The following is a 25,193-nucleotide window of genomic DNA, read 5'->3' as shown; positions in this document are numbered from 1 at the left end:
GCGCCCGGGCCCCCGCGTGGCCGATCAGCCCTGATCGCTTCCACGAACGGACGTCGCCTTGGACCTCTTCGCTCTGCCGCCCCTCGCGGCTCTTCTCGACCTCACCACCGAGGGCCTGCTGGCCCTGACCGCTGTCCTCTCCCCCGCGGCCGGTTCTGCGGCCGCCGCTCTCGCCGTCGTGCTCGTCACGCTCACGGTCCGGGCGGCACTCATCCCCGTCGGCGTGTCTCAGGCTCGCGCCGAACGGGATCGCGCGCGACTGGCCCCCCGGCTCCGGCTCCTGCGGGAACGATGGGCGAAGAACCCCGAACGCCTGCAGCGCGAGACGATGCAGCTCTACCGCGACACCGGGATCTCGCCGTTCGCCGGGTGCCTCCCCGTTCTCGCCCAGGCGCCGGTCGTCGGGCTGCTGTACGCAGTGTTCCTGCACCCCACCGTCGGCGGACACGCCAACGCGCTCCTGACCGAGCGGCTGGCCGGGGTGCCCCTCGGCACCAGTCTCCTCTCGGCCCTGGCCACTGGTGCCGCGGACGGCGCGACTCTCCTGCTCGTGGCCGCGGTCGTCACCGTCATCGCCGGAGCGAGCGAACTGACGCGACGGTTCCTGCGTCCGCCGCAGGTTCCGGAAACGCCGGCGTGGACGGCACGACTGGTCGCGATCCTGCCTTTCACGACGGCGATCGTCGCGCTCCTGGTCCCGCTGGCCGCCGGCCTCTACCTCACCGTGACGACGGTGTGGACGCTCGGCCAGCGGATGATTCTGCGGCGCCGCTATCCGATCGAGGCCTGAGGCGCCCGGTCCCATCGCGGCGCGTGGGCCGCGTTCACCGCCGCCATCACGAGCACCACGAGCGCGGCACCGGCGGGAAACAGCATCGCCGTCTCGACCGCCACCCTCTCGGCCACCGCGCCCGTGACCGCCGAAGAGAGTGCCTGCGCCAACGTGAGCGCCGAAGCGAGCAGCGTCATCGTGGTCGCGGTGCGCCCGGCCGGTGCGCGGTGCCCGGCGAGACTGAACAGGGTCACCAGGGACGGTCCGACCCCGATGCCCATGAGGCACAGGACGACGGTCACCGTCAGAACCGAACCGCCCACCGAGTAGGCGCCCGCCGAGGAGAACAGCAGCACAGCGAACACCACCAGACGCCAGCGCAGTGAGAACCGGGCCGGGAGCAGGACCACGGCGAGGGCGAGCACCGCCGATCCGACGCCCATGACGCCGTACAGCAGAGCGCCCGCCTCGGGGGCGCCGCGCGCCTCCATGAACGCCGTCAACGACGTCAGGGTGGAGCCGAAGAAGGCGCCGACGCCGAAGACGGCCACCACGAGCATGAGCATGCGCGGTCGCACGAGCTCGCGGGCGGGCGCCATCGCCCCGCGTGCGGAGGCCACCGGCACGACACGACCGGTCGGGTGAAGGGCGAAGGCCGTGACGAAGACGAAGCTGAGCGCGGCGGCCGCGGCGATCGGCGCCCAGGGGGCGATGACGGCCGCGAGCAGACCGACGACGAACGGGCCGATGACGAAGGCCGTCTCGTCGGCCGCCGACTCGTAGGCCATCGCGCGCGAGAACGTCCGTTCGCGTCGATCGGGCGCGATGCGCGCACCGATGAGCGCCATGACACGGCTTCGCGACATCGCGGCAGTCTGCGGCCCCGTCACACCGATCGCCACCGCGGTGGCCAGCACGAGGCCGGTCGTCGCGGGAGAGCCCACGACGACCGGGAACAGGGCGAGGAGGATGCCGTTGGCCAGGCCCGTCGGAACGAGCACCCGCGACTGACCGAACCGGTCGGCCAGATCCCCGAGGATCGGCCCCGCCACGACGACGCCAATACCGACGGCAGCCGAGGTGAGCCCGCCGAGGGCGACGGAGCCGCGCACCGCGACGACCAGCGCCAGCACGCCGACGGTCATCATCGCGAACGGCAGCCGCGCGACGAACGCGACGGGGAAGTACCAGAACCCCGTGTGGTGGATCAGCGAGCGCTGCGCGACGGTCGGGGCGGGGTGGTGCATGAGGATCTCCGGAGCAGGGGGCGGTGCCGCCTTGCCGGTCCGGTAGGTAGATGCACGAGGTGCGGCGGGCGAACCCGCGCATCTATTCTACAGCAGGCCCCGAGCCGCGGCTCAGGAGACCATCGCGGCGATCGCCCCGATGACCGAGGCCACAGCGAGGAGCAGGGCAACCGCGATGAGCACCGTGTGGACGATGAGGAACGCCGTGGCCTTGCCCGCAGCGTCTCGGGCCCGAGGGTCATTCGCGATGCGCGGGTAGAACCGCGGCCAGACGACGACATTGAAGACGGCGTTGGCCAGCAGCAGGGCGATCAGGAGCGGTTCCACCCCTCGAGCCTACGCGGCCACGCTGCCGTCAGACGGCGCAGGCGATGCACCGTCGCGCGGTCGGACGCGCCTCCAGCCGCGCGTCCGCGATCCCCCGGCCGCACACCTCGCAGACGCCGAACGTTCCGGATGCCACGCGCTCCCGCGCCGCACGGATCTCGCGCCGCTCTTCGCGCGCGGCGCGCGCGAGGGCGTCCACGTGCGCCCACTCCCCCGACAAGGTCGATCCTTCGGGGTCGTGTTCGTCGTCGGCGGTCGCGTCCGCACGATCGTGACGGAGACTCTCGGCGTCGTCGGTCAGGTGCTGCAGCCGACGCTCGACGGCGCGCTCGAGCTCGTCGAGCAAGGCCGAGGCGCGGGTGGCATCCATTCTTCGACGCTACTGCGCACCTCCGATACCGCGGCGGGGCTGGATCCTGGGCCGCACACGGGCCAGGATCGGCCCATGGCTGACCTCAGAAAGCACTGGACTCCGCTGGCCCTGGCCTTCCTCGTGATCTCGATCCTGGGGTTGGTGGGGACCTGGACGTTCAACGCCCTGGCCATCGTGCAGATGGTGGACTTTCTGGGCGACCTCGTCTCCAGCGGCCCGGCGGTCTCGTCCATCACCGTCGATCTGCTGGTGGTTGCGGTGGCCGGCAGCATCTTCATCCTCGTCGAGGGGCGACGCCTGGGTATGCGATTCGCGTGGCTGTACGTCGTGCTGTCGGGGCTGACGGCCTTCGCGTTCACCTTCCCCCTCTTCCTGGCGATGCGCGAGCGTCGTCTCACCGCCCGGGGCCGCGAGACGACGTGATGCCGGCCGCGACGGCATCGTGCGCCTCGCTCCGCTCACGGGCAGCGCGGGATGCCACTGTCCGCGGCCGACTCGAGGTCCGGCGGCCTACGCTCGACACATGCGCCTCCCGCTGCGACTCCCGCGCGAAAGCCTGACGTTCCGTTCACCGCGGCGGGGGCCGTTCCTGCAGGTCGCCAAGTCCGCCGTGGCCATGGTCGCCGCCTGGATCGTCGCCGATGTGCTCGTGCCCGGCCCGCCGCCCATCTTCGCCGCCATCGCCGCCGTGCTCGTGGTGCAGCCGAGCATCAACCAATCGTTCACGCGGGCGGTGGAACGCAGCGTGGGTGTCATCGTCGGTGTGTTGATCGCCTCCGCGCTCGGCATCGCGCTCGGTTCGCCGACATGGGTGATCCTGCTGGCGGCGGCCGTGTCGCTGGTGGTGGCGTGGGCTCTTCGGATGTCACCGGGGACCACGAACCAGGTCGCCATCAGCTCGGTCCTGGTTCTGGCACTGGGGACCGCAACGCCGAACTACGCGCTGGATCGCGTGCTGGAGACGATCATCGGCGCCGCGATCGGCATCGTGGTCAACACCGTCCTCGTCCCGCCCGTGCTGGTGCCGCCCGCGCGCGAGAAGCTGAACGTGCTGGGCCGCGAGCTGGCTGCGGCGCTCGAACGCCTCGCCGACGCCCTCGAAGCTCCGCAGAGCAGGGAGTCGCTGGAAGGACTGCTGTTGGAGGCGCGTCTGTTGCGCCCGGTGCGCGACGCCGCCGCGGACGCGATCAGCGACGGCGCCGACTCGCTCTCTCTCAATCCGCGCAGTTCGCGCCACCGAGCCGACCTCGCCGACATGCAGGCGCAGCTCGACCGCTTTACGCCCGTCGTGACGCAGACGATCGGAATGACCCGCGCCGTCTACGACGGCTACTCGTCGACCATCGTCGATGACCCCTCGGTGCGGGCGATCGCCGAGCAGCTGCATCGCGCCGCGCACGACGTGCGGCTGCGCTTCGCGCTCGATCCCGTCACGCAGCAGCAGCCCCGCGAGGAGGAGCCGGCCCTCACCCGCCCGCTGGAGATCCGCACACCGTCGACCGAGCACTGGGTGCTGGTGGGATCGCTCCTGATGGACCTGCACCGCATCCACGAGAGCCTCAGCGACGAGGCGGCCTGACCGGCGCCAGCGACCCCGGTACCGCCTGGCCCTGGTTGACTGGGGGCATGGGTACCGCGATGTTCCCGTTGGGAGCAGTTCTCTTCCCCCACACGCCCTTGGCGCTGCGCATCTTCGAGGAGCGCTACCTCGTGATGCTCGGCATGCTGCTCGACGAGGTCGACCCGCGGTTCGGCGTCGTCCTGATCGAGCGCGGCACCGAAACCGGCGGCGGCGACCAGCGCTTCGCCCTGGGAACCATGGCGCACCTGAGTCACGTGGTTCCGCAAGCGGGCCAGATGTCCATCGTCGCCCGCGGTGCGGAGCGCTTCGAGATCGTCGAGTGGCTGGACGATGCGCCCTACCCGCGCGCTGACGTGCGAACCCTCCCCGACCTGGAGTGGAACGACGCCCTGGCGCCACTGCTCGAGGAGTCCGAGCGCATCGTCCGCCGCGTGCTCGGCCGCGCCCGCGAGTTCGGCGTCACCCGCTGGGACCCGGACGTTGAGCTCTCCGATGAGCCTCTGGAGCGGGCCTGGCAGATCGCCGCGATCGCTCCCCTGGGCGAACTGGACCAGATGGAACTGCTCCGTTCCCCGACGATGGGCGGCCTCCTGCGCGCGACGATCGACCTCACGCTCGCCGCCGAGCCGCTGCTGGGTGACCCGATCCCCGACGGAGTGATCGTCGTCGCGGACGACGAGGACGGCGACGACGACACCGAATACTGAGCGTCGCTCAGAACGAGGCGTGGTTCACGCGTCGGGCGCCTCGGCCACGAGAGCCTCCGGGATGAGGGTGTCGCCCGCGCCGAATCGGATGAATCGTCCGATCGTCGCCGGTTGCACCAGCGTCGCTGCGACGACCGCGGCGACGTCGGCCCGGCCGACCTCGCCCTTCCCCTGGGGCGCCGTCGTGATCCGGCCGGTCGGCGGATCGAGCGTCAGGGTGCCGGGCCCCAAAATCGTCCAGTCCAGGTCGCTCGCGCGCAGGTGGTCGTCGGCGGCGAGCTTGGCATCCGCGTACGCGAAGAAGGGGTCGTCCTCCGGGATGCCGTGATCGGGGGTGGAGCCGATCCAGGACACCATGACGAACCGGCGCACGCCGGCCCGGCTCGCGGCATCCATGGCTCGCTGAGCGGCGTCGCGGTCGACGGCGTAGGTGCGTGCCGCGTCACCGCCGCCGGCGCCGGCGGACCACACCACGGCGTCGGCACCGTCGAAGGCCGCGGCCATCTCGTCGACGTCCGCCTTCTCGACATCGAGCACGAGCGGGCGACCACCCGCGTCCTCGACATCGGCGCGGTGATCGGGATTGCGCACGACCGACACCGCCTCGTCGCCGCGCTCGGCGAGCAGGCCCGCCAGATGCAGCGCCACCTTGCCGTGGCCACCGATGATCACGATGCGTTCCATCTCACTGTCCTCCGACCTTCTCGACCGACATCTTCAGAATCACCCGGTCGGCCCGATCCGCCGGGGCCTCTTGCGCAGCGTTGCCATAACGCTTGCCGAGACGGACGTAGAACGCCCCCTCGGGGTCGGGCACCTCGTCCACCAGGCGGCCGCGCACCTCGATGTACCGGTACGGCTGGGCCGGGTCGAAGACCATCAGGCTCATCGACGGGTTGGCCCGGAGGTTGCGGTACTTCTGGCGCGTCGTCGTGTGCGTGAAGAGCACGTGCTCTCCGTCGAACTCGAACCACATCGGGTTGACCTGCACCGTCGCATCGGGGCGGACGGTGCCGAGGGCGCCGTAGTTCGGGTTCTCGAGCAGATCGCGCAGGGCATCGGGGATCATGCGGGTCCTCTCGTGGGGATTCGACGCGAGCCTAGGCGGCCCGGCGTCACGCACCCGGGGGGTTGACCACCCCGTCGACGTACACCCATCGCCCCGCCCGCCGCACGAATCGGCTGAGTTCCGCGAGCTCTCCGCGTTCGGTCCCACGCCGCCAGGCGGCGCGGAACGTCACCGTCGCGGCATCCCCCTCCTCCGCGGCATCCTCGACGACCAGGCCCACCCATTCGATGTCGTCGAGGTCGATCTCGTCGGGACGAGTACGCGGATGCCACGTGCGCGCCAGGTGCCGGTCATCACCGACCGCGAAGGCGGTGTACCTCGACCGCATGAGGCGCTCAGCCGACGGAGCCGGCGCACCGTCGAGCAGCGGCCCGCAGCAGTCACCGAAGACCGCTCGCCCACACGGGCACGGCGCGGAGGCGGAGGGGCGCGAGAAGGAGACGCCGAAGGACATCCCGCCACTCTAGGTTCTCGCGCCGAGCGGTCCTTCGTACGATGGGCGGAGGCGGCCGTCCTGTCGTGTCGTCGGAAAGGCTCGGCATGTCCGACCGTCTCATGCTCCTGGACACCGCGTCCCTGTACTTCCGCGCGTTCTACGGCGTGCCCGACAAGGTGAAGGCCGACGACGGCACCTCGGTGAACGCCGTCAGGGGACTCCTCGACATGATCGCCAAGCTCGTCGCGACGTACGAGCCCACGCGACTCGTGGCCTGCTGGGACGACGACTGGCGGCCGGCCTGGCGCGTCGCCCTCATCCCGACCTACAAGGCACACCGGGTCGTGGAGACCGGCGAAGCGGCGCCCGACACCGAGGAGGTGCCGGCCGCGCTCACCGCTCAGATCCCGCTCATCCGCGAGACGCTCGACAGCCTCGGCATCCCCGTCGTCGGTGCGGCAGACCACGAGGCCGACGACGTGATCGGCACCCTGGCGGCGCGGGCCGAAGGCCCCGTCGACATCGTCACCGGAGACCGGGACCTCTTCCAGCTCGTCGACGACGCCCGCGGCATCCGCGTCATCTATACCGCTCGGGGAATGAGCAACCTCGAGGTCATCGACGACGCGGCCGTCCGGTCCCGGTACGGCATCGACGCGGATCAGTACGCCGATTTCGCCGCCTTGCGCGGCGACCCCTCGGACGGCCTGCCGGGCGTGGCCGGCATCGGCGAGAAGTCCGCGGCAGCGCTCCTCGCCGCGTGCGGCGACCTGGACGGCATCCGCTCCGCCGCCGCGGAGGGGACGGCGGGAACCCCCGCGCAGCGCGCGAAGATCCTGGCCGCCGCCGACTACCTCGACGTGGCGCCGACCGTCGTGCGCGTCGCGCGCGACCTCGATCTGCCCGCCGTCGACGACCGCATCGCCGTCGACGACCGCCGCGCCGCAGCTGCGGCGGCGCTCGCCGACCGCTGGAACCTCGGCAGCTCCGTTACCCGAGCCGTCGCCGCGCTGCGAGGCTGAGCAGGGATCAGCGCTCGCGGGTGAGCCACTCCCGCAGGCGCGGCAGCGGCCACGTCGTGACGATGCGATCCGCCGGGACGCCCATGGCCTCCGCACGCGCGGCCCCGTAGTCGAGCAGCGACAGCTGACCGGGGGCGTGGGCATCGGAATCGATCGAGAACACGCAGCCCTCCGCGAGGGCCAGCGCGAGGAGGTCGTCGGGCGGGTCCTGCCGCTCCGGACGCGCGTTGATCTCGACAGCGACGCCCGACGCCGCGCACGCCGCGAAGACGGCGCGCGCGTCGAATTCCGACGGCGGACGCGTCCCCCGGGAGCCCTCGACGAGCCGGCCGGTGACGTGTCCGAGCACGTCGACGCGGGGGTCGCTCGCGGCCGCGACGAGACGCCGCGTCATCGCGGGCGCCTCCATGCGCAGCTTCGAATGAACGGATGCCACGACCACATCGAGCTCGCGCAGCAGTGCATCCTCCTGATCCAGACCGCCGTCGTCCAAGATGTCGACTTCGATGCCCGTGAGCAGGGTGAAGGCGTCGTCGGAGAATCCACGAACGACCTCGAGCTGCGCCCGCAGTCGTTCCGGGGAGAGACCGTTCGCGACCGTGAGCCGCGGCGAATGATCGGTCAGGGCGAGGTACTCGTGCCCCAGCCGCCGGGCGGCGTCCACCAGCGGTTCGATCGGCGTCAGCCCGTCGGACCAATCGCTGTGGCTGTGCAGGTCTCCGCGCAGCGCCGACCGCAACTCCCCTCCGCCGTCGAGCCCTGCCGCCGCGCGCAACGCGGCCAGCCGTTGCGGCACGCCGCCCTCGAGGGCCTCGCGGATGACCGCGAACGTGGAATCACCGATGCCGGGGCGACGGCGAAGGCCCGGATCACGCAGCTCGGCGTCGCCCAGCCCCTCGATCGCGGCCGCCGCGGTGCGGAACGCCTTCGACTTGTACCGCGACGACCTCTCCCGCTCGAGCAGATACGCGATCTCGGTGAGCGCGTCGAGCGGGTGCACGATCAGTCCGCCAGCTGCCGTGTCGTGTCCACCCACGCGTCGAGCTTCGCCAGCGCGCGTCCGTCGTCGACGGCGCTGGCCGCGTCGGACATCGCTTCCGCGAGGCGCTCGAGGATCGGGCGCTGCACCTCGGTGGCATCCCGGAACAAGCGGTACGACACGAGTCCGGCCGCTGCGTTGAGCAGAACGATGTCGCGCACGGCGCCGGTCTCGCCCGCGAGCGTCCGCCGCACCACCTCGGCGTTGTGGTCGGGCGTGCCACCGAGCAGATCGTCCATGTCGGCGAGCGGGATGCCGAGATCGCGGGGATCCAGGTCGTGCTCGTGGACGTCGCCGCGGCTGATCTCCCACACCCTGCTGTGCCCGGTCGTCGTGAGTTCGTCGAGTCCGTCGTCGCCGCGGAACACCAGCGCCGTGGCCCCGCGGGTGCGGAAGACGCCCGTGATGAGCGGGACACGGTCGAGGTGCGCGACGCCGACGGCGTTGGCCTCAGCCCGGGCGGGATTGCACAACGGTCCGAGGAAGTTGAACACCGTGGGCACGCCGAGCTCCGACCGCGTCGCCGCCGCGTGACGGAACCCCGGGTGAAAAGCGGCGGCGAAAGCGAACGTGATGCCGGTGCGCTCGAGAGTCTCGGCGACCGCGTCCGGGTCGAGGGTCAACGCGATGCCCAGCGACGACAGCACGTCCGAGGACCCGGATGCCGAGCTGGCGGCGCGGTTGCCGTGCTTGACCACCGGGACGCCGGATGCCGCAGCGACGACCGCTGCCATCGTCGACACGTTCACCGTGCCGTAGCGGTCGCCTCCGGTGCCGACGATGTCGAGCACTTCGGCGCGCACGGGAAGCGGAACGGCCGCCTCCAGGATCGCGTCGCGGAAGCCCACGATCTCTTCGACCGTCTCCCCCTTCGCCCGGAGGGCGACCAGGAATCCGGCCAGTTGAGAGGGAGTGGCCTCCCCCGACATCACGCGACGCATCGCCCAGGTCGACTCCGACACGCTGAGGTCGCGGCCCTGCAGCAGGGAGGTGAGCAGATCGGGCCAGGTGAAGCGTTCCGCCATGCGACGATCCTTCCACACCGACCGTGTCGCGCCGCGCCGATGACGGCCGCGGGCGAACCCGTTCCGCACCGGGGATTCCTTGCGAATTCTTAGGCTTCCCTAAGTCTCGACGATGGAATATCTTCAGCCGGAGATGGGAATATCGCGCCGTCGGATCGCGCATAATGGGATGGTGACGACCCCAGCGACGTATTCCCAGGCCGTGCGTGCCGTGAAGCGGCCCGACCCGGTCGCTGTCGGCACCATCGTGTGGCTGGGCAGCGAAGTCATGTTCTTCGCCGGCCTTTTCGCGATCTACTTCACTCTGCGCAGCACGTCCGCGCCCCTGTGGGCCGAAGAGACGCAGCTGCTCAACGTCCCCTTCGCGACCGTCAACACGATCATTCTCGTGCTGTCCTCGGTCACGTGCCAGATGGGCGTGTTCGCCGCCGAGCGGTACCAGCCGTACCGCACCGGCAAGCGCACCGGTCTGGCCAAGTGGGGCATGGTGGAGTGGTTCTACCTCACCTTCATCCTCGGCGCGATCTTCGTGTCGGGCCAGGTGTGGGAGTACGCGACCCTGGTGGCCGAAGGCTTGCCCATCAGCGCCAACCCCTACGCCTCGGCCTTCTACCTGACCACCGGCTTCCACGCCCTGCACGTGACGGGTGGCCTCATCGCCTTCCTCCTCGTCATCGGCCGTGCGTACGCCGTGAAGAACTTCGGTCGCAAAGAGATGACCACCTCGATCGTCGTGTCCTACTACTGGCACTTCGTCGACGTCGTCTGGATCGCGCTGTTCTTCGTCATCTACTTCCTGAAGTAAGAGAGCTGCACCCCTCATGGCACGAGAGAAGAAGCCGCGTCGCTCGAACGGACGCCGCAGTCCCCTGGCCGCCGCCGCATTGATCGGCATCGGCCTGCTCCTCACCGGTGGCGCGTACGCCGGTGCGTCCGCGGCGATGGCCGCGACGGACACGCCGACGAGCGCGTCCAACTCGGCCAGCACGGTCGAAGAGGGCGAGAAGCTGTTCCAGGCCAACTGCGCCACCTGTCACGGGCTCGACCTGCAGGGCAGCGAACAGGGCCCGTCGCTCTTCGGCGTCGGTGAGCTCTCCGTCCACTTCCAGGTGTCGACCGGACGCATGCCGCTGCAGGCGCAGGGACCGCAGGCTCCCCAGAAGCCGGTCCAGTTCACCGAGGAGCAGATCAACGCCCTCGCCGCGTACGTGCAGGCCTCGGCTCCCGGGCCCACCTACCCGACCGACGACATCGTCGACGGCGAAGGAGACCTCTCGCACGGCGCCGAGCTTTTCCGCATCAACTGCGCGATGTGCCACAACGTGGCCGGCGCCGGCGGCGCCCTCACGGAAGGCAAGTGGGCGCCCGGTCTGCAGACCGTGACCCCGGTCAACATGTACGCCGCCATGGTCACCGGTCCGCAGAACATGCCGGTCTTCAACGACCTGAACCTGACTCCTGAAGACAAGCGCGACGTCATTTCCTACCTGATGTACCTCCAGAAGAGCGAATCCCCCGGCGGGTTCTCGCTCGGGTCGCTCGGCCCGGTCTCGGAGGGTCTGTTCATCTGGGTCTTCGGCATCGGAGCGCTCGTCGCGCTCACCGTGTGGATCGCGGCGAAGTCCAACTGATCGTCGTCATCGACATTACGTAACGTACGAGGAGCACCATGGCACACGAGGAAGACGCACTCGAGCACGAGAGGGCTTCATGGAAGCCCTCCGCCGGGCTCGCCGTCGCGGTTCCCGACCCCGTGCAGAACCCGGGTCTTCCGGAGCACCGCCAGCGCGCAACCGACCAGGATCCGCAAGCGATGAAGCGTGCGGTCCGCACGATCTACACGCTGTTCTACTTCTCGGTCGCCGCCAGCATCTGGGCCAGCATCGCCTACATGATCTTCCCGATCGAGTCGGGCGCGCTGATCGACATCCGCTACAACAACCTCTTCGTGGGGCTCGGCATCGGATTCGCGCTGCTGGCCATCGGTATCGGCGCGATCCACTGGTCCAAGGCCGTCATGGCCGACAAGGAGCACATCGAGGACCGTCACGCCACCCGTGGGCGCGACACCACCCGCGAAGGCGCGGTCAACGTGTTCGTCGAGGCCGACAAGGACTCCGGATTCGGTCGGCGCGAGATCATCCGTAACTCGCTGTTCGCCGCTCTGGTCGCCTCCGTCATCCCCGGTATCACGCTGTTCCGCGGTCTCGCTCCGCAGGATCAGGATCCGGTCGCCCTCCTCCGCCACACCATGTGGGAGGGAGGCATGCGTCTCGCGCACGACCCCTCGGGCCGGCCGATCCGTGCCGCGGACGTCACCCTCGGCTCCGCCTTCCACGTCATCCCGGAAGAACTCGCCGGTCTCGGTCACGACGAGGGCTACCTCGAAGAGAAGGCCAAGGCGATCGTTCTGCTCATGCGTCTGCAGCCCGAGCAGCTGAACCCCGACACCAACCGGATGGACTGGACGTACGACGGCATCGTCGCCTACTCCAAGGTCTGCACGCACGTCGGCTGCCCCGTCGCCTTGTACGAGCAGCAGACCCACCACCTCCTGTGCCCCTGCCACCAGTCGCAGTTCGACGTCGCCAACGGAGCGGCCGTCATCTTCGGCCCGGCCGCCCGTCCCCTGCCGCAGCTCCCGATCACCGTCGACGCCGAGGGATACCTCGTCGCGCAGAGTGACTTCCAGGAGCCCGTCGGCCCCAGCTTCTGGGAGCGCTCATGAGCACCTCCACCCACCCCACCGAGAACGTGACCACCGAACCGGCGGTCTACTCGGGCCCCCCCAAGGCGGACCTCAACGGCAAGCCTCTCGGCGGCCGTTTCGTCGGCGCGGCGGCGAACTACCTCGATGAGCGCACCAGCATCTCGGGCATCGTCAAGGAACTCGGACGCAAGATCTTCCCCGACCACTGGTCGTTCATGCTGGGCGAGATCGCCCTGTGGAGCTTCGTCGTCGTTCTGCTCTCGGGCACGTTCCTGACGTTCTTCTTCCAGGCGTCGATGGTCGAGACGCACTACAACGGTGCGTACGAGCCCATGCGCGGTATCGCGATGTCGGCGGCCATGGAGTCCGCGCTGCACATCTCGTTCGACCTGCGCGGCGGCCTGCTGGTCCGGCAGATCCACCACTGGGCCGCACTGGTCTTCGTGGCCGGCATCGGCGTGCACATGCTGCGCGTCTTCTTCACCGGCGCCTTCCGCAAGCCGCGTGAGCTCAACTGGGTCGTCGGCTTCATCCTCTTCATCCTCGCGATGGCCGAGGGCTTCACGGGGTACTCGCTGCCCGACGACCTGCTCTCGGGCAACGGCCTTCGCATCATCGACGGCATGATCAAGGGCCTCCCCGTGATCGGCACCTGGACCTCGTTCCTCCTGTTCGGTGGCGAGTTCCCGGGCACCGCGATCGTGGGTCGCCTCTACACGCTGCACATCCTGTTGCTGCCCGCGATCCTGGTCGCCCTGCTCGCGGTGCACCTGATGTTGATGATCATCAACAAGCACACGCAGTTCGCCGGCCCCGCCCGCACGAACAGCAACGTCGTGGGCTACCCGATGCTCCCGGTCTACGCGTCCAAGATGGGCGGGTTCTTCTTCATCACGTTCGGCGTGATCGTTCTGATCGCCGCACTGGTGACGATCAACCCCATCTGGAACTACGGGCCCTACGACCCGTCTCCCGTGTCGGCCGGTACCCAGCCCGACTGGTACATCGGCTTCGCCGACGGCATGCTGCGCCTCATCCCGCCGCACCTCGAGTTCGTCCTGTGGGGCCACACGTGGTCGTGGAACATCATCATCCCGGTCGGCATCCTGGGTCTGTTCATCGTCATCGTGATGATCTACCCCTTCATCGAGGCGTGGATCACCGGCGACAAGCGCGAGCACCACATCGCTCAGCGTCCGCGCAACGCGGCTACGCGCACCGCCATCGGTGCCGCCGGTGTCACCTTCTACGCGGTCATGTGGGCAGCAGCCTCGTCCGACATCATGGCCACGCACTTCCGCCTGACGATGGAAGGGGTCATCCACACGCTGCAGGCCCTTCTCATCCTCGGCCCGATCATCGCCTACTTCGTCACCAAGCGGATCTGTCTCGCGCTGCAGAAGAAGGACCGCGAGATCGCCCTGCACGGCTACGAGTCCGGTCGAATCGTCCGCCTCCCCGGTGGCGAGTACATCGAGGTCCACCAGCCGGTCGACGAGTACGAGCGGTGGAAGCTGGTCGACAACGAGACCTACGAGCCCCTCGTGGTGCGGCCCAACGCCAAGGGTCAGATCTCCGGCCTGCAGCAGTTCCGTGCGTCGGTGTCGCGCTGGTTCTTCGAGGACCGCCTCACGCCCCTGACGCAGGCGGAGCTCGACGCCGCGGTGGCGCACCAGCACCACGAACTCGATCACATCGACCACGAAGAGGCCGACGAGATCGCCGGGGCCAACGCTCGCGCGGACGCCGAGGGGCGACCCCACATGGCCGTCGGCGAGCGAGCCGAAGTCGAGTTCCCCGCGCCGAAGGGTTTGGGCGAGCAGAACGACTCCCGTCGCGACAAGAGCGAGTAAACCAGACGACGAGACCCCGGTGCTTCGGCACCGGGGTTTCGTCGTCTGCACACACGGTCCCGGCTCCCCCGCTGATTGGCAGAATGGTGCCTGTGCGTGGCATCCCGCCCACTCCACCGCCGGCATCGCAGGATCGTACTGTGAGGTCATGACCAACCCTGCAGACTACTTCTCCCGGCGTCTCGAGCTCGAGACCGACCCCTCCGACGTCTACGCGGCTCAGAAGGCGGGCGAACGGTTCGTGCTGGTCGATGTGCGCGGCGATGAAGCGTGGGCGCAAGGCCGGATCACGGGAGCGCTCCATATGCCCTACCAGCAGATCGCCGAGCGCGCGCCCCGAGAGCTCGATCCTGACGTGCCCGTGGTCGTGTACTGCTGGAGCCCCGGCTGCAACGCCGGCCAGAAGGGTGCCCTCGCGTTCAGCCGCCTCGGATTCGCCGTACGGGAGATGATCGGCGGGTACGAGTACTGGGTGCGTGAGGGCCAACCCTACGAGAACGACGAGGGGGCGTGCGAGCGCGTGTTCGACCGCACCGTGATGGTCGTGCGCCCCTGACTCGTACAGGGTTGCGCCGCTGACGTAGGATGCGTCGGTGTCGCATCCCCCTCTCGAGCCCTTCGCCTCCGGCTATCTCGACCGCCCCGACGGCGCCCGCGTGTACTGGGAGACGTCGGGCAATCCCCGAGGGCGTCCGGCCCTTTATCTGCACGGCGGGCCGGGAGGCGGGCTCGGACGCGGTGGGTACCGACGTCGGTTCGATCCGGAGCTGTACCTCATCGTGGGGCTGGATCAGCGTGGCTGTGGCCTTAGTACACCGTGGGCATGTGACGACCTCGCTACTCTGACGACGCAGACGATGACGCACCTCATCGACGATCTGGAGGCGTTGCGTGCCCATCTGTCGATCGACGCCTGGCTGGTCCACGGTGTGTCCTGGGGATCGACGCTCGCCCTCGCTTACGCCCTCGAGCACCCCGACCGTGTCACCGAGGTCGTCGCCATGGCGGTGACGACGGGGAGCCGATGGGAGATCGACTGGATCACCGACGGCATGCGGCCGGTGTTCCCCGAGGCGCACGAGCGACTGCGCGCTCCTCTCCACCCGGAAGAGCGGACGATCGAGGGCTACGCGCGCCTCCTCCGCGATGCAGACCCGCGGGTGCGACGCAGCGCCGCCGACGAGTGGGACGCATGGGAGGCAACGCACGTGTCCCTCGGCCCTCTGGCTCAACCGGGTCCCCTGCACCCGGATCCACACCAGCGTGTGAACTTCGCCACGCTCGTGACCCACTTCTGGGCGCAAGACTGTTTCCTCCCGGGCGACCGGGCGATCCTGCACCGAGCGCACGCGCTCGCACGGATCCCCGGCGTTCTCGTGCACGGACGAAGAGACATCAGCGGCCCGTCCCTCACCGCGTGGCGACTTCAGCGAGAGTGGCCCGGAAGCCGCCTCGTCATCGTCGAGGAGGACGGCCACGGAGGCCCCACGAGCGCACGCTTCGCGACGGAGGCCATCGACGCCTTCGCGCGGACCGCGCGAGAGGAATCCGTCGAGGACACGCCTGTCAGGCGGTCTCCACGTCCTCGGTGAACCACCGTGCCGCCGAGCCGAAGAAGATGGGCTCGGCCGACGGCGCGTCATCATCGACCACATCGCACACGACGACGGTCACGTTGTCTCGCGTGCCGGCGTCCAGGGCCAGACCCACCGCAGCGGCGGCGGCGGAGCGCGGATCGACAGCGTCGGCGACGAGCCGAGCGACGTCGGTCTCGGGAACGTAATCGGTCAAGCCGTCGCTGCACAGCAGCCATCGATCGCCGGGCTGCGGCGCGTGGGACGCGACCGACACCACGTCCCCCTCCGAACCGGCGAGTGACGCCGTGATGATGTTGCGTCGGGGGTGAGCGGCGGCAGCCTCCGGCGAGATGATGCCGTGGTCGACGAGCGCCTGCACGTACGAGTCGTCGCGCGTCTGCCGGGAGAACTCGCCGTCCCGGAGCAGGTACGCCCGCGAATCACCGGTGTGGGCGAGCAACAGCTCGGAGTCCGTCCCGAGGAACACTCCGGTGAAGGTCGTCGCCATTCCCTGCAGAGCCGGATCGCGCTCGACATGGGCTCGGATGTCCCAATTGGCTTCACGGATGCGCACCAGGAGACCATCCGCGTCGAGACCGGTGCCCCGTGTTGCCACCAGTCGATGCACGAGAGCCGCCGACGCGAGATCTCCCGACGGCCCTCCCCCGACGCCGTCGGCCACCGCCGCACCCCAGGACGCCGCGAAAGCGGCATCCTGATTGGTGGGACGGTGGGCGCCGGCGTCAGAGACGGCGGAAGTGTTCAGCCGAAGGGGCACGAGATCAGCGCGCGAAGTACCCGCGGTAGTACTCGTAGACCCATCCGACGATGGCGATCGCGAAGACGCCGAAGGCGATGGGAACGAGCCAGCTGCCCACGGCGAGGCCGACAGCGGCGAGGGCCGCGGACCCGGCGAGAACGATGGGCCACCACGACCACGGGCTGAACTCGCCCATCTCGGGGTCACCGTCGTCGATATCGGCCGTCAGCGAGTCTTCGGGCAGTTCACCGCGCTGCGCCTTCAGCACGCGAGCGATGTAGAAGGCGATCATCGCCGACATCAGGCCGAGGAAGACGAGGGCGACCGTTCCCACCCATTCCACCCCACCGTGCTGGATAAGGCTCCACACGGTGTACACGGCGGCGATGAAGAATCCGAAGCCCGCGAGGAGCCACCACAGTCCGACATTGGTACGCATGACTTACTTGACCTCTCCAGCGGCCGCGTCGACGACGGGCGTGTCGGGGGCGTCCTTCGCCGGTCCCACACCGACCGGAATACCGGCCTCGGGGTGGTTCAGGTCGAAGGCAGGACGCTCGCTGCGGATACGCGGGATCGACGTGAAGTTGTGCCGCGGCGGGGGGCACGAGGTCGCCCACTCCAGCGACGCGCCGTAGCCCCACGGGTCGTCCACCGTCACGCGCGGCGCCTTGCGGGCGGTGATCCAGACGTTGAGCAGGAACGGGATCATCGACGCGCCCAGGATCATGGACCCGATGGTCGAGACCTGGTTACCCCACGTGAAGCCGTCCGCGGCGGCGTAATCCGCGTAGCGGCGGACCATGCCGTCCACGCCCAGCCAGTGCTGGATGAGGAAGGTCATGTGGAAGCCGATGAACAGCATCCAGAAGTGCACCATGCCGAGGCGCTCGTTGAGCATCTTGCCGGTCCACTTCGGCCACCAGAAGTAGAACCCCGCGAACATCGCGAACACGACGGTGCCGAAGACGACGTAGTGGAAGTGCGCGACGACGAAGTACGAGTCGGACAGGTGGAAGTCCAGAGGGGGCGACGCCAGGATGACACCGGTCAGTCCACCGAAGACGAACGACACCAGGAAGCCCAGCGCGAACACCATCGGCGTCTCGAAGGTGACCGATCCGCGCCACAGCGTTCCGATCCAGTTGAAGATCTTCACGCCCGTGGGGACCGCGATCAGCATCGTCATGAGCGCGAAGAACGGCAGCAGCACCCCGCCCGTGACGTACATGTGGTGCGCCCACACCGCCACCGACAGGGCCGCGATCGCGATCGTGGCGTACACCAGCGTCTTGTAGCCGAAGATCGGCTTGCGGCTGAACACGGGGAAGATCTCCGACACGATGCCGAAGAACGGCAGCGCGATGATGTACACCTCGGGGTGTCCGAAGAACCAGAACAGGTGCTGCCACAGGAGCACTCCGCCGTTCTCGGGGTTGTAGATCTGTGCCCCCAGGACGCGGTCGGCGGCGGCGGCGAAGATCGCCGCAGCGAGCACCGGGAAGGCGAGCAGGATCAGGATGCTCGTGATGAGGGTGTTCCACGTGAAGATGGGCATCCGCCACATCGTCATGCCGGGGGCGCGCATCGTCAGCACCGTCGTGATGAAGTTCACGGCACCGAGGATCGTTCCGAACCCGCTGATGCCCAGACCGAGCATCCAGAGGTTTCCTCCGACGCCCGGGGAGAAGCTCGCGTTAGCCAGGGGCTGATAGGCGAACCACCCGAAGCCGGCGGCACCCTGCGGGGTGAGGAAGCCCGACACGGCGATCGTGGACCCGAACAGGAAGAGCCAGAAGGCGAAGGCGTTCAGACGCGGGAACGCCACGTCGGGGGCACCGATCTGCAGCGGCAGCAGCGCGTTGGCGAAACCGGCGAACAGGGGCGTCGCGAACATCAGCAGCATGATCGTGCCGTGCATCGTGAAGAGCTGGTTGTACTGCTCTTTCGTCGGGATGATCTGCATGCCGGGCTCGAACAGCTCCGCACGGATGATGAGCGCCATCACGCCACCGAGCATGAAGAACAGCACGGAGGAGATCAGGTACATGTACCCGATGGTCTTGTGGTCGGTGGAGGTGATCCACTTGACGACCAGGTTGCCCTTCTGCTCCACACGGGTGCTGCTGAGCAGAGCGGCTTGACGGGGCGGCAGGGTCGTCGGACGCGAAGGGCCCGTCCCCTGAAGCGGAAGCGTCGTTGCCATGGTCACTCGTTCCCTTCGGTGCCCGTGCTGAGGTTCTGCAGGCGGGACAGATCGCTGATGTCGCCGACGTCGCCCGCGGCGCGCAACGAGTCGAGGTAGTCCTCGTACTCGGCCTCGCTCACGACCTTGACGTTGAAGAGCATGGCGGAGTGGTACTCACCGCACAGCTCGGCGCACTTGCCCTCGTACGTTCCTTCGCGGGTCGGGGTGAACGACCAGAAGTTCTCGCGACCGAGGTACATGTCTTTCTTGTAGAGGAAGTCGATGATCCAGAACGAGTGGATCACGTCACGGGACCGCAGCTCGATCTGCACGGTCTTGTTGACCGGCAGGTAGAGCGTCGGCACGTCATCGAGGTCGTAGCCGTCCTCGGTGGCGTTGGCCTGCACACCCATGGAGTACACGGCGTCGGAGTTGTCCTCACGCTCGCCGTTGTACTGGAAGTCCCACGCCCACTGCTTGCCGTACGCGGTGATGGACACCTCGGGGTCGTCGTACTGCGTCTCGAGGATGTTCTGGTCGCGGGCCGTGAAGGCGAAGAAACCCACGACGAGGATCAGGGGCACGACGGTGTAGAAGATCTCGACCGGCATGTTGTAGCGCAGCTGAACCGGAAGGCCGGACTGCCCCTTGCGACGACGGTAGGCGATGACCGCCCACAGCATCAGACCCCACGTGATGACACCGACCGCCAGCAGGACGATCCACGAGTTCACCCACAGACCGGCGACCATGTCGGTGTGGTTCGTCGCGGGCGTTCCGTCGTCGACGAACCCCGGAAGGAACCCGTGCAGCTGCGAGGTGGTGCAGCCGGACAAGAGTGCGACGGAAGCGATCCCGACGGGGACGGCTGCCCAACGAAGGCGACGTTTGGAGGGCACAGTGCACCTTTCCGGGTCGTGGATGTTGCTCTCGACAGTCTAGAGCAACCTCTTACTGTTCTCTGGCCAATCGTCCAGCACCGAAGCATCGAAAACCCCCGGGTTCAACGGTGTGATCCGTGGTTCCCGGGGGTTGTCGAACGGAGCGCCGGAGCGTCGTGGCAGGCGTCAGTGGAAGCTGTCGCCGCACGCGCAGGAGCCCTGCGCGTTGGGGTTGTCGATCGTGAAGCCCTGCTCCGAGATCGTGTCCTTGAAGTCGATGCTGGCCCCGTCCAGGTACGGGACGCTCATGTCGTCGACGATGACCTCGACGCCGTCGAAGTCGACGACCTTGTCGCCGTCGAGGTAGCGCTCGTCGAAGTAGAGCTGGTAGATCAGGCCGGAGCATCCGCCCGGCTGCACGGCGACGCGCAGACGCAGGTCGTCGCGCCCTTCCTGGGACAGCAGGCTCTTCACCTTGTCGGCGGCGGCGTCGGTGAGGGCGACTCCGTGCTCGCGGGTGGCGGCGTCGGACGACAGTGTCGTGTCGGTCATGGCGTGGCCCTTCGGGTCGTTCGGTCGCGGGGACGAGTCGATTCTACGCCCGCCTCGCCCCCGCGGCCTCGATCAGACGGTGCGGCGGTTCAACCGCTCCAACAGCAGCGCCTCCGAGACCAGCGCATTGTGGAAGGTCTCGAGGTGCAGCGACTCGTTCGGACTGTGTGCCCGCGAATGCGGGTCCTCGACACCGGTCACGAGGATCTGCGCGCCGGGGAACTCACGGACGAGGTCGGCGATGAAGGGGATGGACCCGCCGACACCGACATCGACGGCATCCACGCCGTACCCGTCAGCGAAGGCGGCACGGGCGTCGTGGACCGCCCACCCGGCCGTGTCGACGAGGAACGCGTCGCCGCAGTCGACGTCGGAGAAGTCCAGGTGCGCCCAGAACGGCGCGTGGGCCCGCAGGTGCGCCTGGATCGCGGCGAACGCGTCGGTCGCGGACTGCCCCGGCGCCACTCGCGCGCTGATCACAACGCGCGTCTCGGGAGCCAGGGTGTTCGAGGCGGACTCCACCGGCGTGGCATCCCATCCCGTGATCGTGACGGAGGGCTTGTTCCACAGGCGGCTGAGGATGCTGTCGCGCCCGATCGGCGAGACGCCGTCGAGCAGCCCCGACTCGGAACGGAGGGTTGCCTCGTCGTAGGGCGGCGTCTCGGCGTCCCGAACGCGAAGTCCCTCCACGGCGACGGCGCCGTCGTCATCCCACAGCGTGGAGAGGAGCTTGACGGTGGCGAGCATGGCATCCGGAACCGCGCCGCCCATCATGCCCGAGTGCGACGCGTGGGCGAGCGTGCGGACGGTGAGGGTGAAGCGCGCGTTGCCGCGCAAGGACACGGTCAGACCGGGCGTCTTCTCGTCCCAGTTGCCCGAGTCGGCGACCACGATGACATCGGAGCGGAGGACGTCGGCGTGGTCCACGAGGAACTGGGCGAAGGAGCGCGAGCCATACTCCTCCTCGCCCTCGATGAACACGGCGACGCCGAGGTCGAGATCGTCGCCGAGCGCCTCGGAGAGGGCGCGGATCGCGCCGACGTGGACCATGATGCCCGCCTTGTCGTCGGCCGCGCCGCGACCGTAGAGGCGCCCGTCCCGCACCGTCGGCTCGAACGGCGGCGAATCCCACAGTGCGTCGTCACCGGGGGGCTGCACGTCGTGGTGGGCATAGAGAAGGACGGTCGGCCGTCCGTTGCGCGCCGGCCGGGATGCCAGCACCGCGGGCTGACCGAGTTCGTCGCCGTCGCCGGTGGCCGCGCGCGCCACCTCGACACGCTCGAACACGCCCGTGCCGCGCAGGAGTTCGGCGACGGCGTCGGCGCTGCGCTGCACACCGCTCTGGTCGAACGCCGGCCAGGCGATGGAGGGGATGCGCACGAGCGCACCGAGATCGGCGAGGGCTGCGGGGATGCCGGCGGACGCGGTGGCGCGCACGGCATCCTGCCGGGACAGGTCAGGGGTCATGCAGGTAATCTTAAGTCTCCGATCCAGTGAGCTCTCGAGGTTACCCGTGGCCAAGTCCCCCGCCCCCGTCCCCAACGACACCCCCGTCGCGTCGGATGTCACCGCTTCGGGCAAGGGGCGCGCGACGCCGTCTCGGGCCGAGCAGGAGGCCGCGCGCAAGCGTCCCCTGGTGCCCGACACGAAAGAGGCCAAAGCCCGCGCCCGTGCCGAGCTGGCCGCTCAGCGCGAGAAAGCCCGCGTCGGCATGGCCGCCGGCGACGAGCGGTATCTCCCCGTGCGCGACAAGGGTCCTCAGCGCCGCTTCGCCCGCGATTTCGTCGACGCCGGCTGGCACCTGGGCGAAGGCGTCATGCCGTTCATGATCCTCGTCATCGTGCTCACGCTCGTCCCGAACGGGTTCTTCCAGTACTGGTCGTTCGTCGCGCTGTGGATCTTCATCCTGTTCGTCATCGGCGACATGATCATCACGTCGATCCGCGTCAAGCGGGCCGCCAAGGCCAAGTTCGGCGAGGGCAAGGTCGAGAAGGGGCTCGGGTGGTACTCCGCGATGCGGACCGTCCAGATGCGCTTCATGCGACTGCCCAAGGCTCAGGTCAAGCGCGGTCAGTACCCGGCCTGATCACCGGAACCCTCGACGGCGGCGTCTCCTTCGGGAGGCGCCGCCGTTTTCGTGCGCGACGGTCTCTGCTCCGGCGCGCGTTGCCCCCTGCCCTCGCGCTCGCGAGCGACGAGCCCCTGGGAGTCACCGACGCGCGGCGAGCCCCCGGTTGATCTGACGCGCCCAGAACGGACCCCGGTAGAGGAACGCGGTGTACCCCTGAACGAGAGTGGCACCGTGCGCGAGCCTCTCGCGCACATCGTCCGCGGTCTCCACTCCCCCGGCCGAGATGACGACGAAATCGTCCGGCACGGCGGCGCGCACGAGGTCGAGCACCTCGAGCGCCCTCTGCTTCAAGGGGGCGCCCGAGAGCCCGCCGGCTCCGGCGGCTTCGACCGCCGCGTCGGGGGTGCGCAGCCCGGTGCGTCCGATCGTGGTGTTCGTGGCGATGATCCCCGAGAGACCCACGTCGACGGCGAGCCGAGCGATGTCCGCGACCTCGCCGTCCTCGAGGTCGGGGGCGATCTTCACCAGCAGCGGAGTCGAGCCCGCCGCCTCACGCACCGCCGCCAGGAGGGGGCGCAGCGTCTCCACCGCCTGCAGACCGCGGAGCCCGGGCGTGTTCGGCGACGAGACGTTGACGACGAGATAATCGGCCAGCGGGGCCAGGAGTCGGGCGCTGCGGACGTAGTCGGTCGTGGCATCCTCGACGGCCACGGCCCTGCTCTTGCCGATGTTGACGCCGATGACGGGCCGTCGGCGGGACCGGCGCACCGCGCGCAGCCGTCGTGCAGCCACCTGGGCGCCGTCGTTGTTGAATCCCATCCGGTTGATCACCGCACGGTCCGCCACGAGGCGGAACAGGCGCGGCTTCGGGTTGCCCGGCTGCGGCAGCGCCGTCACCGTTCCCACCTCGACGTGGCCGAACCCGAGCGCCCGCAGTCCGCGGACCATCGTGACGTTCTTGTCGAACCCGGCGGCGACACCGAAGGGGGAATCGAACGTGAGACCCAGCGCTCGCACCGTCAGCGGAGCGGGCGGGGCCGTCGTCGCCCGCACCACGGATGCCACCGGCCCCACGCCCGCCAGACGGATGACGAGAGCACCGAGGTGGTGCGCGAACTCCGGGTCGAGGCGACGCAGAACGGTGCGGAAAAGAAGCGGATACATCCCCGCCAGGCTACTGGACGTCGTCCGCGCCGACGGGTCGGGTCGCTCGTGCCGCGTGATCGGCGCGCAGCTGAGCGATAGCGGCGTCGAAGTCGTCGAGCGACTCGAACGCCTGGTAGACGCTGGCGAAACGCAGGTAGGCGACCTCGTCGAGTTCGCGCAGGGGTCCGAGGATGGACAGACCGATCTCGTTCGCCTCGATCTGCGACGAGCCCGTTTGACGGATGGACTCTTCGACCTGCTGCGCGAGCATGGCCAGATCGGCATCCGTCACCGGACGACCCTGACAGGCCTTGCGCACACCCGACATGACCTTCTCGCGGCTGAACGGCTCGACGACCCCGGAGCGTTTGATGACGTTCAGGCTCGCGGTCTCGACGGTCGAGAAACGACCGCCGCACTTCGGGCACTGGCGCCGACGACGGATGCTCAAGCCGTCATCGCTCGTGCGGGAGTCGATGACGCGGGAGTCGGGGTTTCGACAGAACGGACAGTGCATCGCAAACCCCGATCAGTCGGCGAACCGCGCCGAGACGGCCTCGCCGTGCGCGGGGAGCGCCTCGGCATCGGCGAGGGTCACGATGGCCTCGTGGACCGCGGACAACGCCGCGCGGTCGTACTCCACGACCTGCTGCGGGCGGAGGAAGGTCGCGGCCGACAGCCCCGCCCCGTACCGCGCCTGACCGCCGGTGGGGAGGACGTGATTGCTCCCGGCGAGATAGTCGCCCAGGCTCACGGGGGTGTAGGGACCGACGAACACCGCGCCCGCGTTGACGTAGTCCTCGGGACGCGGATCGGTCAGGTGCAGCTCGAGGTGCTCCGGCGCGTACGCGTTACTGAAGGCGGTGGCCTGGGCGATGTCGTCGACGAGCACGATCGCTGACTGCGGCCCGCCGAATGCGGCGCGGACCCGCTCGGTGTGGCGGGTGTCGACGACACGGGGCTCGAGCGCGTCGCGCACCGCCTCCGCGAGGTCGGGGGCGTCGGTCACGAGGACGGCCGAGGCCTGCTCATCGTGCTCGGCCTGACTGACGAGGTCTGCCGCGATCAGACGGGCGTCGGCTGCGGCGTCGGCGACGATGAGGATCTCGGTCGCGCCGGCTTCCGAGTCCGTGCCCACGCGCCCCGCGACGGCTCGTTTCGCAGAGGCGACGAAGTTGTTGCCGGGCCCGGTCACCACGTCGACCGGGTCGAGCCCGAGCGAGGGGATGCCGTGGGCGAAGGCGCCGATGGCGCCGGCACCGCCCATCGCGTACACCTCGGTCACACCCAGCAGGCGGGCCGCGGCCAGGATCACGGGGTGCACGCGCCCGTCGAACTCCGCCTGCGGCGGCGACGCGAGCGCGACCTCTCGCACACCGGCGACCTGGGCCGGGACGACGTTCATCACGACGCTCGAGGGGTATACGGCCTTGCCGCCGGGAACGTAGAGGCCGACCCGCCGCACGGGCTGCCAGCGCTGCGTGACCCGCGCGCCAGGACCTAGCTCGGTGACCGAGGGTCCCGGCACCTGAGCCGCGGACGCGGCTCGCACGCGGAGGATGGCTTCGTCGAGCGCCGCTCGGATGCGCGGGTCGAGCTGGGCGAGTGCCTCGTCGAGATGTGACGCCGGAACGGCGATCTCGTGCTCGCTCACACGGTCGAACGTCGCCGCCTGCTCGCGCAGCGCGTCCTCCCCGCGACGCGCGACGTCGTCGACGATGCGCGCCGCCGTGGCGAGGGCCTCATCGCGGGCGGCGTCGGCGCGAGGGACGACAGCGAGGAACTCGGCCGGCGAGAGCACGCGGCCGCGCAGATCGATGGTGCGGAGCATTCGTCAAGGCTATCGTTCGCTGCGG

29 protein-coding genes are annotated in these 25,193 nt (G+C 69.1%); 12 read left to right on the top strand and 17 right to left on the bottom strand.

Going from position 1 to position 25,193, the window contains the following annotated elements:
- The first annotated feature begins 58 nt into the window (after positions 1 to 58).
- A complete protein-coding gene (locus tag MHY30_RS08715; protein ID WP_239276497.1) occupies positions 59 to 790 on the top strand; it encodes a membrane protein insertase YidC in 732 nt (243 codons plus the stop codon).
- On the opposite strand, the gene MHY30_RS08710 is transcribed toward MHY30_RS08715, so the two are convergent.
- From MHY30_RS08710 to MHY30_RS08700, 3 genes are all read right to left on the bottom strand, one after another.
- Complete coding sequence (locus tag MHY30_RS08710; protein WP_239276496.1) at positions 772 to 2,019, bottom strand: MFS transporter; 1,248 nt, start codon at positions 2,017 to 2,019, stop codon at positions 772 to 774. The two genes, MHY30_RS08715 and MHY30_RS08710, sit on opposite strands and share 19 nt — an antisense overlap.
- Positions 2,020 to 2,130: 111 nt before the next feature.
- On the bottom strand, positions 2,131 to 2,346 hold the full coding sequence (locus tag MHY30_RS08705; protein ID WP_239276495.1) for an SCO4848 family membrane protein: 216 nt from the start codon (positions 2,344 to 2,346) through the stop codon (positions 2,131 to 2,133).
- A gap of 28 nt (positions 2,347 to 2,374) precedes the next feature.
- Positions 2,375 to 2,716 carry a TraR/DksA C4-type zinc finger protein gene (locus MHY30_RS08700; RefSeq protein ID WP_239276493.1) on the bottom strand — a complete coding sequence of 114 codons (342 nt, stop codon included), beginning with the start codon at positions 2,714 to 2,716 and terminating at the stop codon, positions 2,375 to 2,377.
- A 75-nt stretch (positions 2,717 to 2,791) separates the two neighbouring features.
- Between MHY30_RS08700 and MHY30_RS08695 the strand changes: the two genes are divergently transcribed.
- The 3 genes from MHY30_RS08695 to MHY30_RS08685 all read left to right on the top strand — a co-directional run bounded on the left by MHY30_RS08695 (position 2,792) and on the right by MHY30_RS08685 (position 5,008).
- On the top strand, positions 2,792 to 3,142 hold the full coding sequence (locus MHY30_RS08695; protein WP_239276491.1) for a DUF2834 domain-containing protein: 351 nt from the start codon (positions 2,792 to 2,794) through the stop codon (positions 3,140 to 3,142).
- A 100-nt stretch (positions 3,143 to 3,242) separates the two neighbouring features.
- Complete coding sequence (locus MHY30_RS08690) at positions 3,243 to 4,298, top strand: aromatic acid exporter family protein (protein ID WP_239276490.1); 1,056 nt, start codon at positions 3,243 to 3,245, stop codon at positions 4,296 to 4,298.
- A gap of 47 nt (positions 4,299 to 4,345) precedes the next feature.
- Positions 4,346 to 5,008, top strand: a complete 663-nt coding sequence (locus tag MHY30_RS08685; RefSeq protein WP_239276488.1) for an LON peptidase substrate-binding domain-containing protein — start codon at positions 4,346 to 4,348, stop codon at positions 5,006 to 5,008.
- Between the two features lie 24 nt (positions 5,009 to 5,032).
- Here the strand turns inward: MHY30_RS08685 and MHY30_RS08680 are convergent, their stop codons facing one another.
- Genes MHY30_RS08680 through MHY30_RS08670 form a run of 3 tightly spaced genes read right to left on the bottom strand, consistent with a single transcriptional unit; the run spans position 5,033 to position 6,531 of the window.
- Positions 5,033 to 5,692 carry an SDR family oxidoreductase gene (locus MHY30_RS08680; protein ID WP_239276487.1) on the bottom strand — a complete coding sequence of 220 codons (660 nt, stop codon included), beginning with the start codon at positions 5,690 to 5,692 and terminating at the stop codon, positions 5,033 to 5,035.
- A 1-nt stretch (position 5,693) separates the two neighbouring features.
- Positions 5,694 to 6,077 (bottom strand): PPOX class F420-dependent oxidoreductase, encoded by a 384-nt coding sequence (locus tag MHY30_RS08675; RefSeq protein WP_239276486.1) that lies wholly within the window; start codon positions 6,075 to 6,077, stop codon positions 5,694 to 5,696.
- Positions 6,078 to 6,123: 46 nt separating this feature from the next.
- Complete coding sequence (locus MHY30_RS08670; protein WP_239276485.1) at positions 6,124 to 6,531, bottom strand: YchJ family protein; 408 nt, start codon at positions 6,529 to 6,531, stop codon at positions 6,124 to 6,126.
- Between the two features lie 86 nt (positions 6,532 to 6,617).
- Here MHY30_RS08670 and MHY30_RS08665 point away from each other — a divergent pair, with 86 nt between their 5' ends.
- Positions 6,618 to 7,535 carry a 5'-3' exonuclease gene (locus MHY30_RS08665; RefSeq protein WP_239276484.1) on the top strand — a complete coding sequence of 306 codons (918 nt, stop codon included), beginning with the start codon at positions 6,618 to 6,620 and terminating at the stop codon, positions 7,533 to 7,535.
- Between the two features lie 7 nt (positions 7,536 to 7,542).
- Here MHY30_RS08665 and MHY30_RS08660 read toward each other — a convergent pair whose 3' ends face one another.
- Both MHY30_RS08660 and trpD read right to left on the bottom strand, forming a co-directional pair.
- Positions 7,543 to 8,535 (bottom strand): PHP domain-containing protein, encoded by a 993-nt coding sequence (locus MHY30_RS08660; RefSeq protein ID WP_239276525.1) that lies wholly within the window; start codon positions 8,533 to 8,535, stop codon positions 7,543 to 7,545.
- 2 nt (positions 8,536 to 8,537) lie between these two features.
- Positions 8,538 to 9,599 (bottom strand): anthranilate phosphoribosyltransferase, encoded by a 1,062-nt coding sequence (gene trpD / locus MHY30_RS08655; RefSeq protein WP_239276483.1) that lies wholly within the window; start codon positions 9,597 to 9,599, stop codon positions 8,538 to 8,540.
- Positions 9,600 to 9,768: 169 nt separating this feature from the next.
- Here trpD and MHY30_RS08650 point away from each other — a divergent pair, with 169 nt between their 5' ends.
- From MHY30_RS08650 to MHY30_RS08625, 6 genes are all read left to right on the top strand, one after another.
- Entirely contained in the window at positions 9,769 to 10,404 is a 636-nt protein-coding gene (locus MHY30_RS08650) for a heme-copper oxidase subunit III (protein ID WP_228163848.1), read from the top strand.
- Between the two features lie 16 nt (positions 10,405 to 10,420).
- Positions 10,421 to 11,230, top strand: coding sequence for a c-type cytochrome (locus tag MHY30_RS08645; RefSeq protein WP_239276482.1), 810 nt, complete (start codon positions 10,421 to 10,423; stop codon positions 11,228 to 11,230).
- A gap of 38 nt (positions 11,231 to 11,268) precedes the next feature.
- Positions 11,269 to 12,327 (top strand): ubiquinol-cytochrome c reductase iron-sulfur subunit, encoded by a 1,059-nt coding sequence (locus MHY30_RS08640; RefSeq protein ID WP_239276481.1) that lies wholly within the window; start codon positions 11,269 to 11,271, stop codon positions 12,325 to 12,327.
- On the top strand, positions 12,324 to 14,162 hold the full coding sequence (locus tag MHY30_RS08635; protein ID WP_239276480.1) for a cytochrome bc complex cytochrome b subunit: 1,839 nt from the start codon (positions 12,324 to 12,326) through the stop codon (positions 14,160 to 14,162). The genes MHY30_RS08640 and MHY30_RS08635 overlap by 4 nt, the downstream gene beginning before the upstream one ends.
- Before the next feature lie 148 nt (positions 14,163 to 14,310).
- Positions 14,311 to 14,718 carry a rhodanese-like domain-containing protein gene (locus MHY30_RS08630; RefSeq protein ID WP_239276478.1) on the top strand — a complete coding sequence of 136 codons (408 nt, stop codon included), beginning with the start codon at positions 14,311 to 14,313 and terminating at the stop codon, positions 14,716 to 14,718.
- Positions 14,719 to 14,755: 37 nt separating this feature from the next.
- Positions 14,756 to 15,754 (top strand): alpha/beta fold hydrolase, encoded by a 999-nt coding sequence (locus MHY30_RS08625; RefSeq protein ID WP_239276477.1) that lies wholly within the window; start codon positions 14,756 to 14,758, stop codon positions 15,752 to 15,754.
- Here the strand turns inward: MHY30_RS08625 and MHY30_RS08620 are convergent.
- The 6 genes from MHY30_RS08620 to MHY30_RS08595 all read right to left on the bottom strand — a co-directional run bounded on the left by MHY30_RS08620 (position 15,729) and on the right by MHY30_RS08595 (position 21,587).
- Positions 15,729 to 16,517 (bottom strand): PP2C family serine/threonine-protein phosphatase, encoded by a 789-nt coding sequence (locus MHY30_RS08620; RefSeq protein WP_239276476.1) that lies wholly within the window; start codon positions 16,515 to 16,517, stop codon positions 15,729 to 15,731. The two genes, MHY30_RS08625 and MHY30_RS08620, sit on opposite strands and share 26 nt — an antisense overlap.
- 4 nt (positions 16,518 to 16,521) lie before the next feature.
- Complete coding sequence (locus MHY30_RS08615; RefSeq protein ID WP_239276475.1) at positions 16,522 to 16,938, bottom strand: cytochrome c oxidase subunit 4; 417 nt, start codon at positions 16,936 to 16,938, stop codon at positions 16,522 to 16,524.
- 3 nt (positions 16,939 to 16,941) lie between these two features.
- A complete protein-coding gene (gene ctaD / locus MHY30_RS08610) occupies positions 16,942 to 18,705 on the bottom strand; it encodes a cytochrome c oxidase subunit I (RefSeq protein ID WP_239276473.1) in 1,764 nt (587 codons plus the stop codon).
- Between the two features lie 2 nt (positions 18,706 to 18,707).
- Complete coding sequence (gene coxB / locus MHY30_RS08605) at positions 18,708 to 19,586, bottom strand: cytochrome c oxidase subunit II (protein WP_239276472.1); 879 nt, start codon at positions 19,584 to 19,586, stop codon at positions 18,708 to 18,710.
- 168 nt (positions 19,587 to 19,754) lie between these two features.
- A complete protein-coding gene (erpA, locus tag MHY30_RS08600) occupies positions 19,755 to 20,120 on the bottom strand; it encodes an iron-sulfur cluster insertion protein ErpA (RefSeq protein WP_239276470.1) in 366 nt (121 codons plus the stop codon).
- Between the two features lie 72 nt (positions 20,121 to 20,192).
- Entirely contained in the window at positions 20,193 to 21,587 is a 1,395-nt protein-coding gene (locus tag MHY30_RS08595) for a dipeptidase (protein WP_239276469.1), read from the bottom strand.
- A 46-nt stretch (positions 21,588 to 21,633) separates the two neighbouring features.
- On the opposite strand from MHY30_RS08595, the gene MHY30_RS08590 reads away from it, so the two are divergent.
- The gene (locus tag MHY30_RS08590; protein ID WP_239276467.1) at positions 21,634 to 22,206 is read left to right on the top strand and encodes a DUF3043 domain-containing protein; all 573 of its coding nucleotides are present in this window, start codon (positions 21,634 to 21,636) and stop codon (positions 22,204 to 22,206) included.
- 123 nt (positions 22,207 to 22,329) lie between these two features.
- On the opposite strand, the gene MHY30_RS08585 is transcribed toward MHY30_RS08590, so the two are convergent.
- Genes MHY30_RS08585 through hisD form a run of 3 tightly spaced genes read right to left on the bottom strand, consistent with a single transcriptional unit; the run spans position 22,330 to position 25,168 of the window.
- Positions 22,330 to 23,355, bottom strand: coding sequence for a quinone-dependent dihydroorotate dehydrogenase (locus MHY30_RS08585; protein WP_239276466.1), 1,026 nt, complete (start codon positions 23,353 to 23,355; stop codon positions 22,330 to 22,332).
- A 10-nt stretch (positions 23,356 to 23,365) separates the two neighbouring features.
- Entirely contained in the window at positions 23,366 to 23,854 is a 489-nt protein-coding gene (nrdR, locus tag MHY30_RS08580; protein ID WP_239276465.1) for a transcriptional regulator NrdR, read from the bottom strand.
- Between the two features lie 12 nt (positions 23,855 to 23,866).
- A complete protein-coding gene (gene hisD, locus MHY30_RS08575) occupies positions 23,867 to 25,168 on the bottom strand; it encodes a histidinol dehydrogenase (protein ID WP_239276464.1) in 1,302 nt (433 codons plus the stop codon).
- Positions 25,169 to 25,193 lie beyond the last annotated feature (25 nt).

Source organism: Microbacterium sp. ACRRU (genome assembly GCF_022346945.1).
Taxonomy (GTDB): domain Bacteria; phylum Actinomycetota; class Actinomycetes; order Actinomycetales; family Microbacteriaceae; genus Microbacterium; species Microbacterium mcarthurae.
The sequence above is the reverse complement of the archived record's forward strand: the minus strand, read 5'-3'. Positions and strand labels throughout refer to the sequence as shown.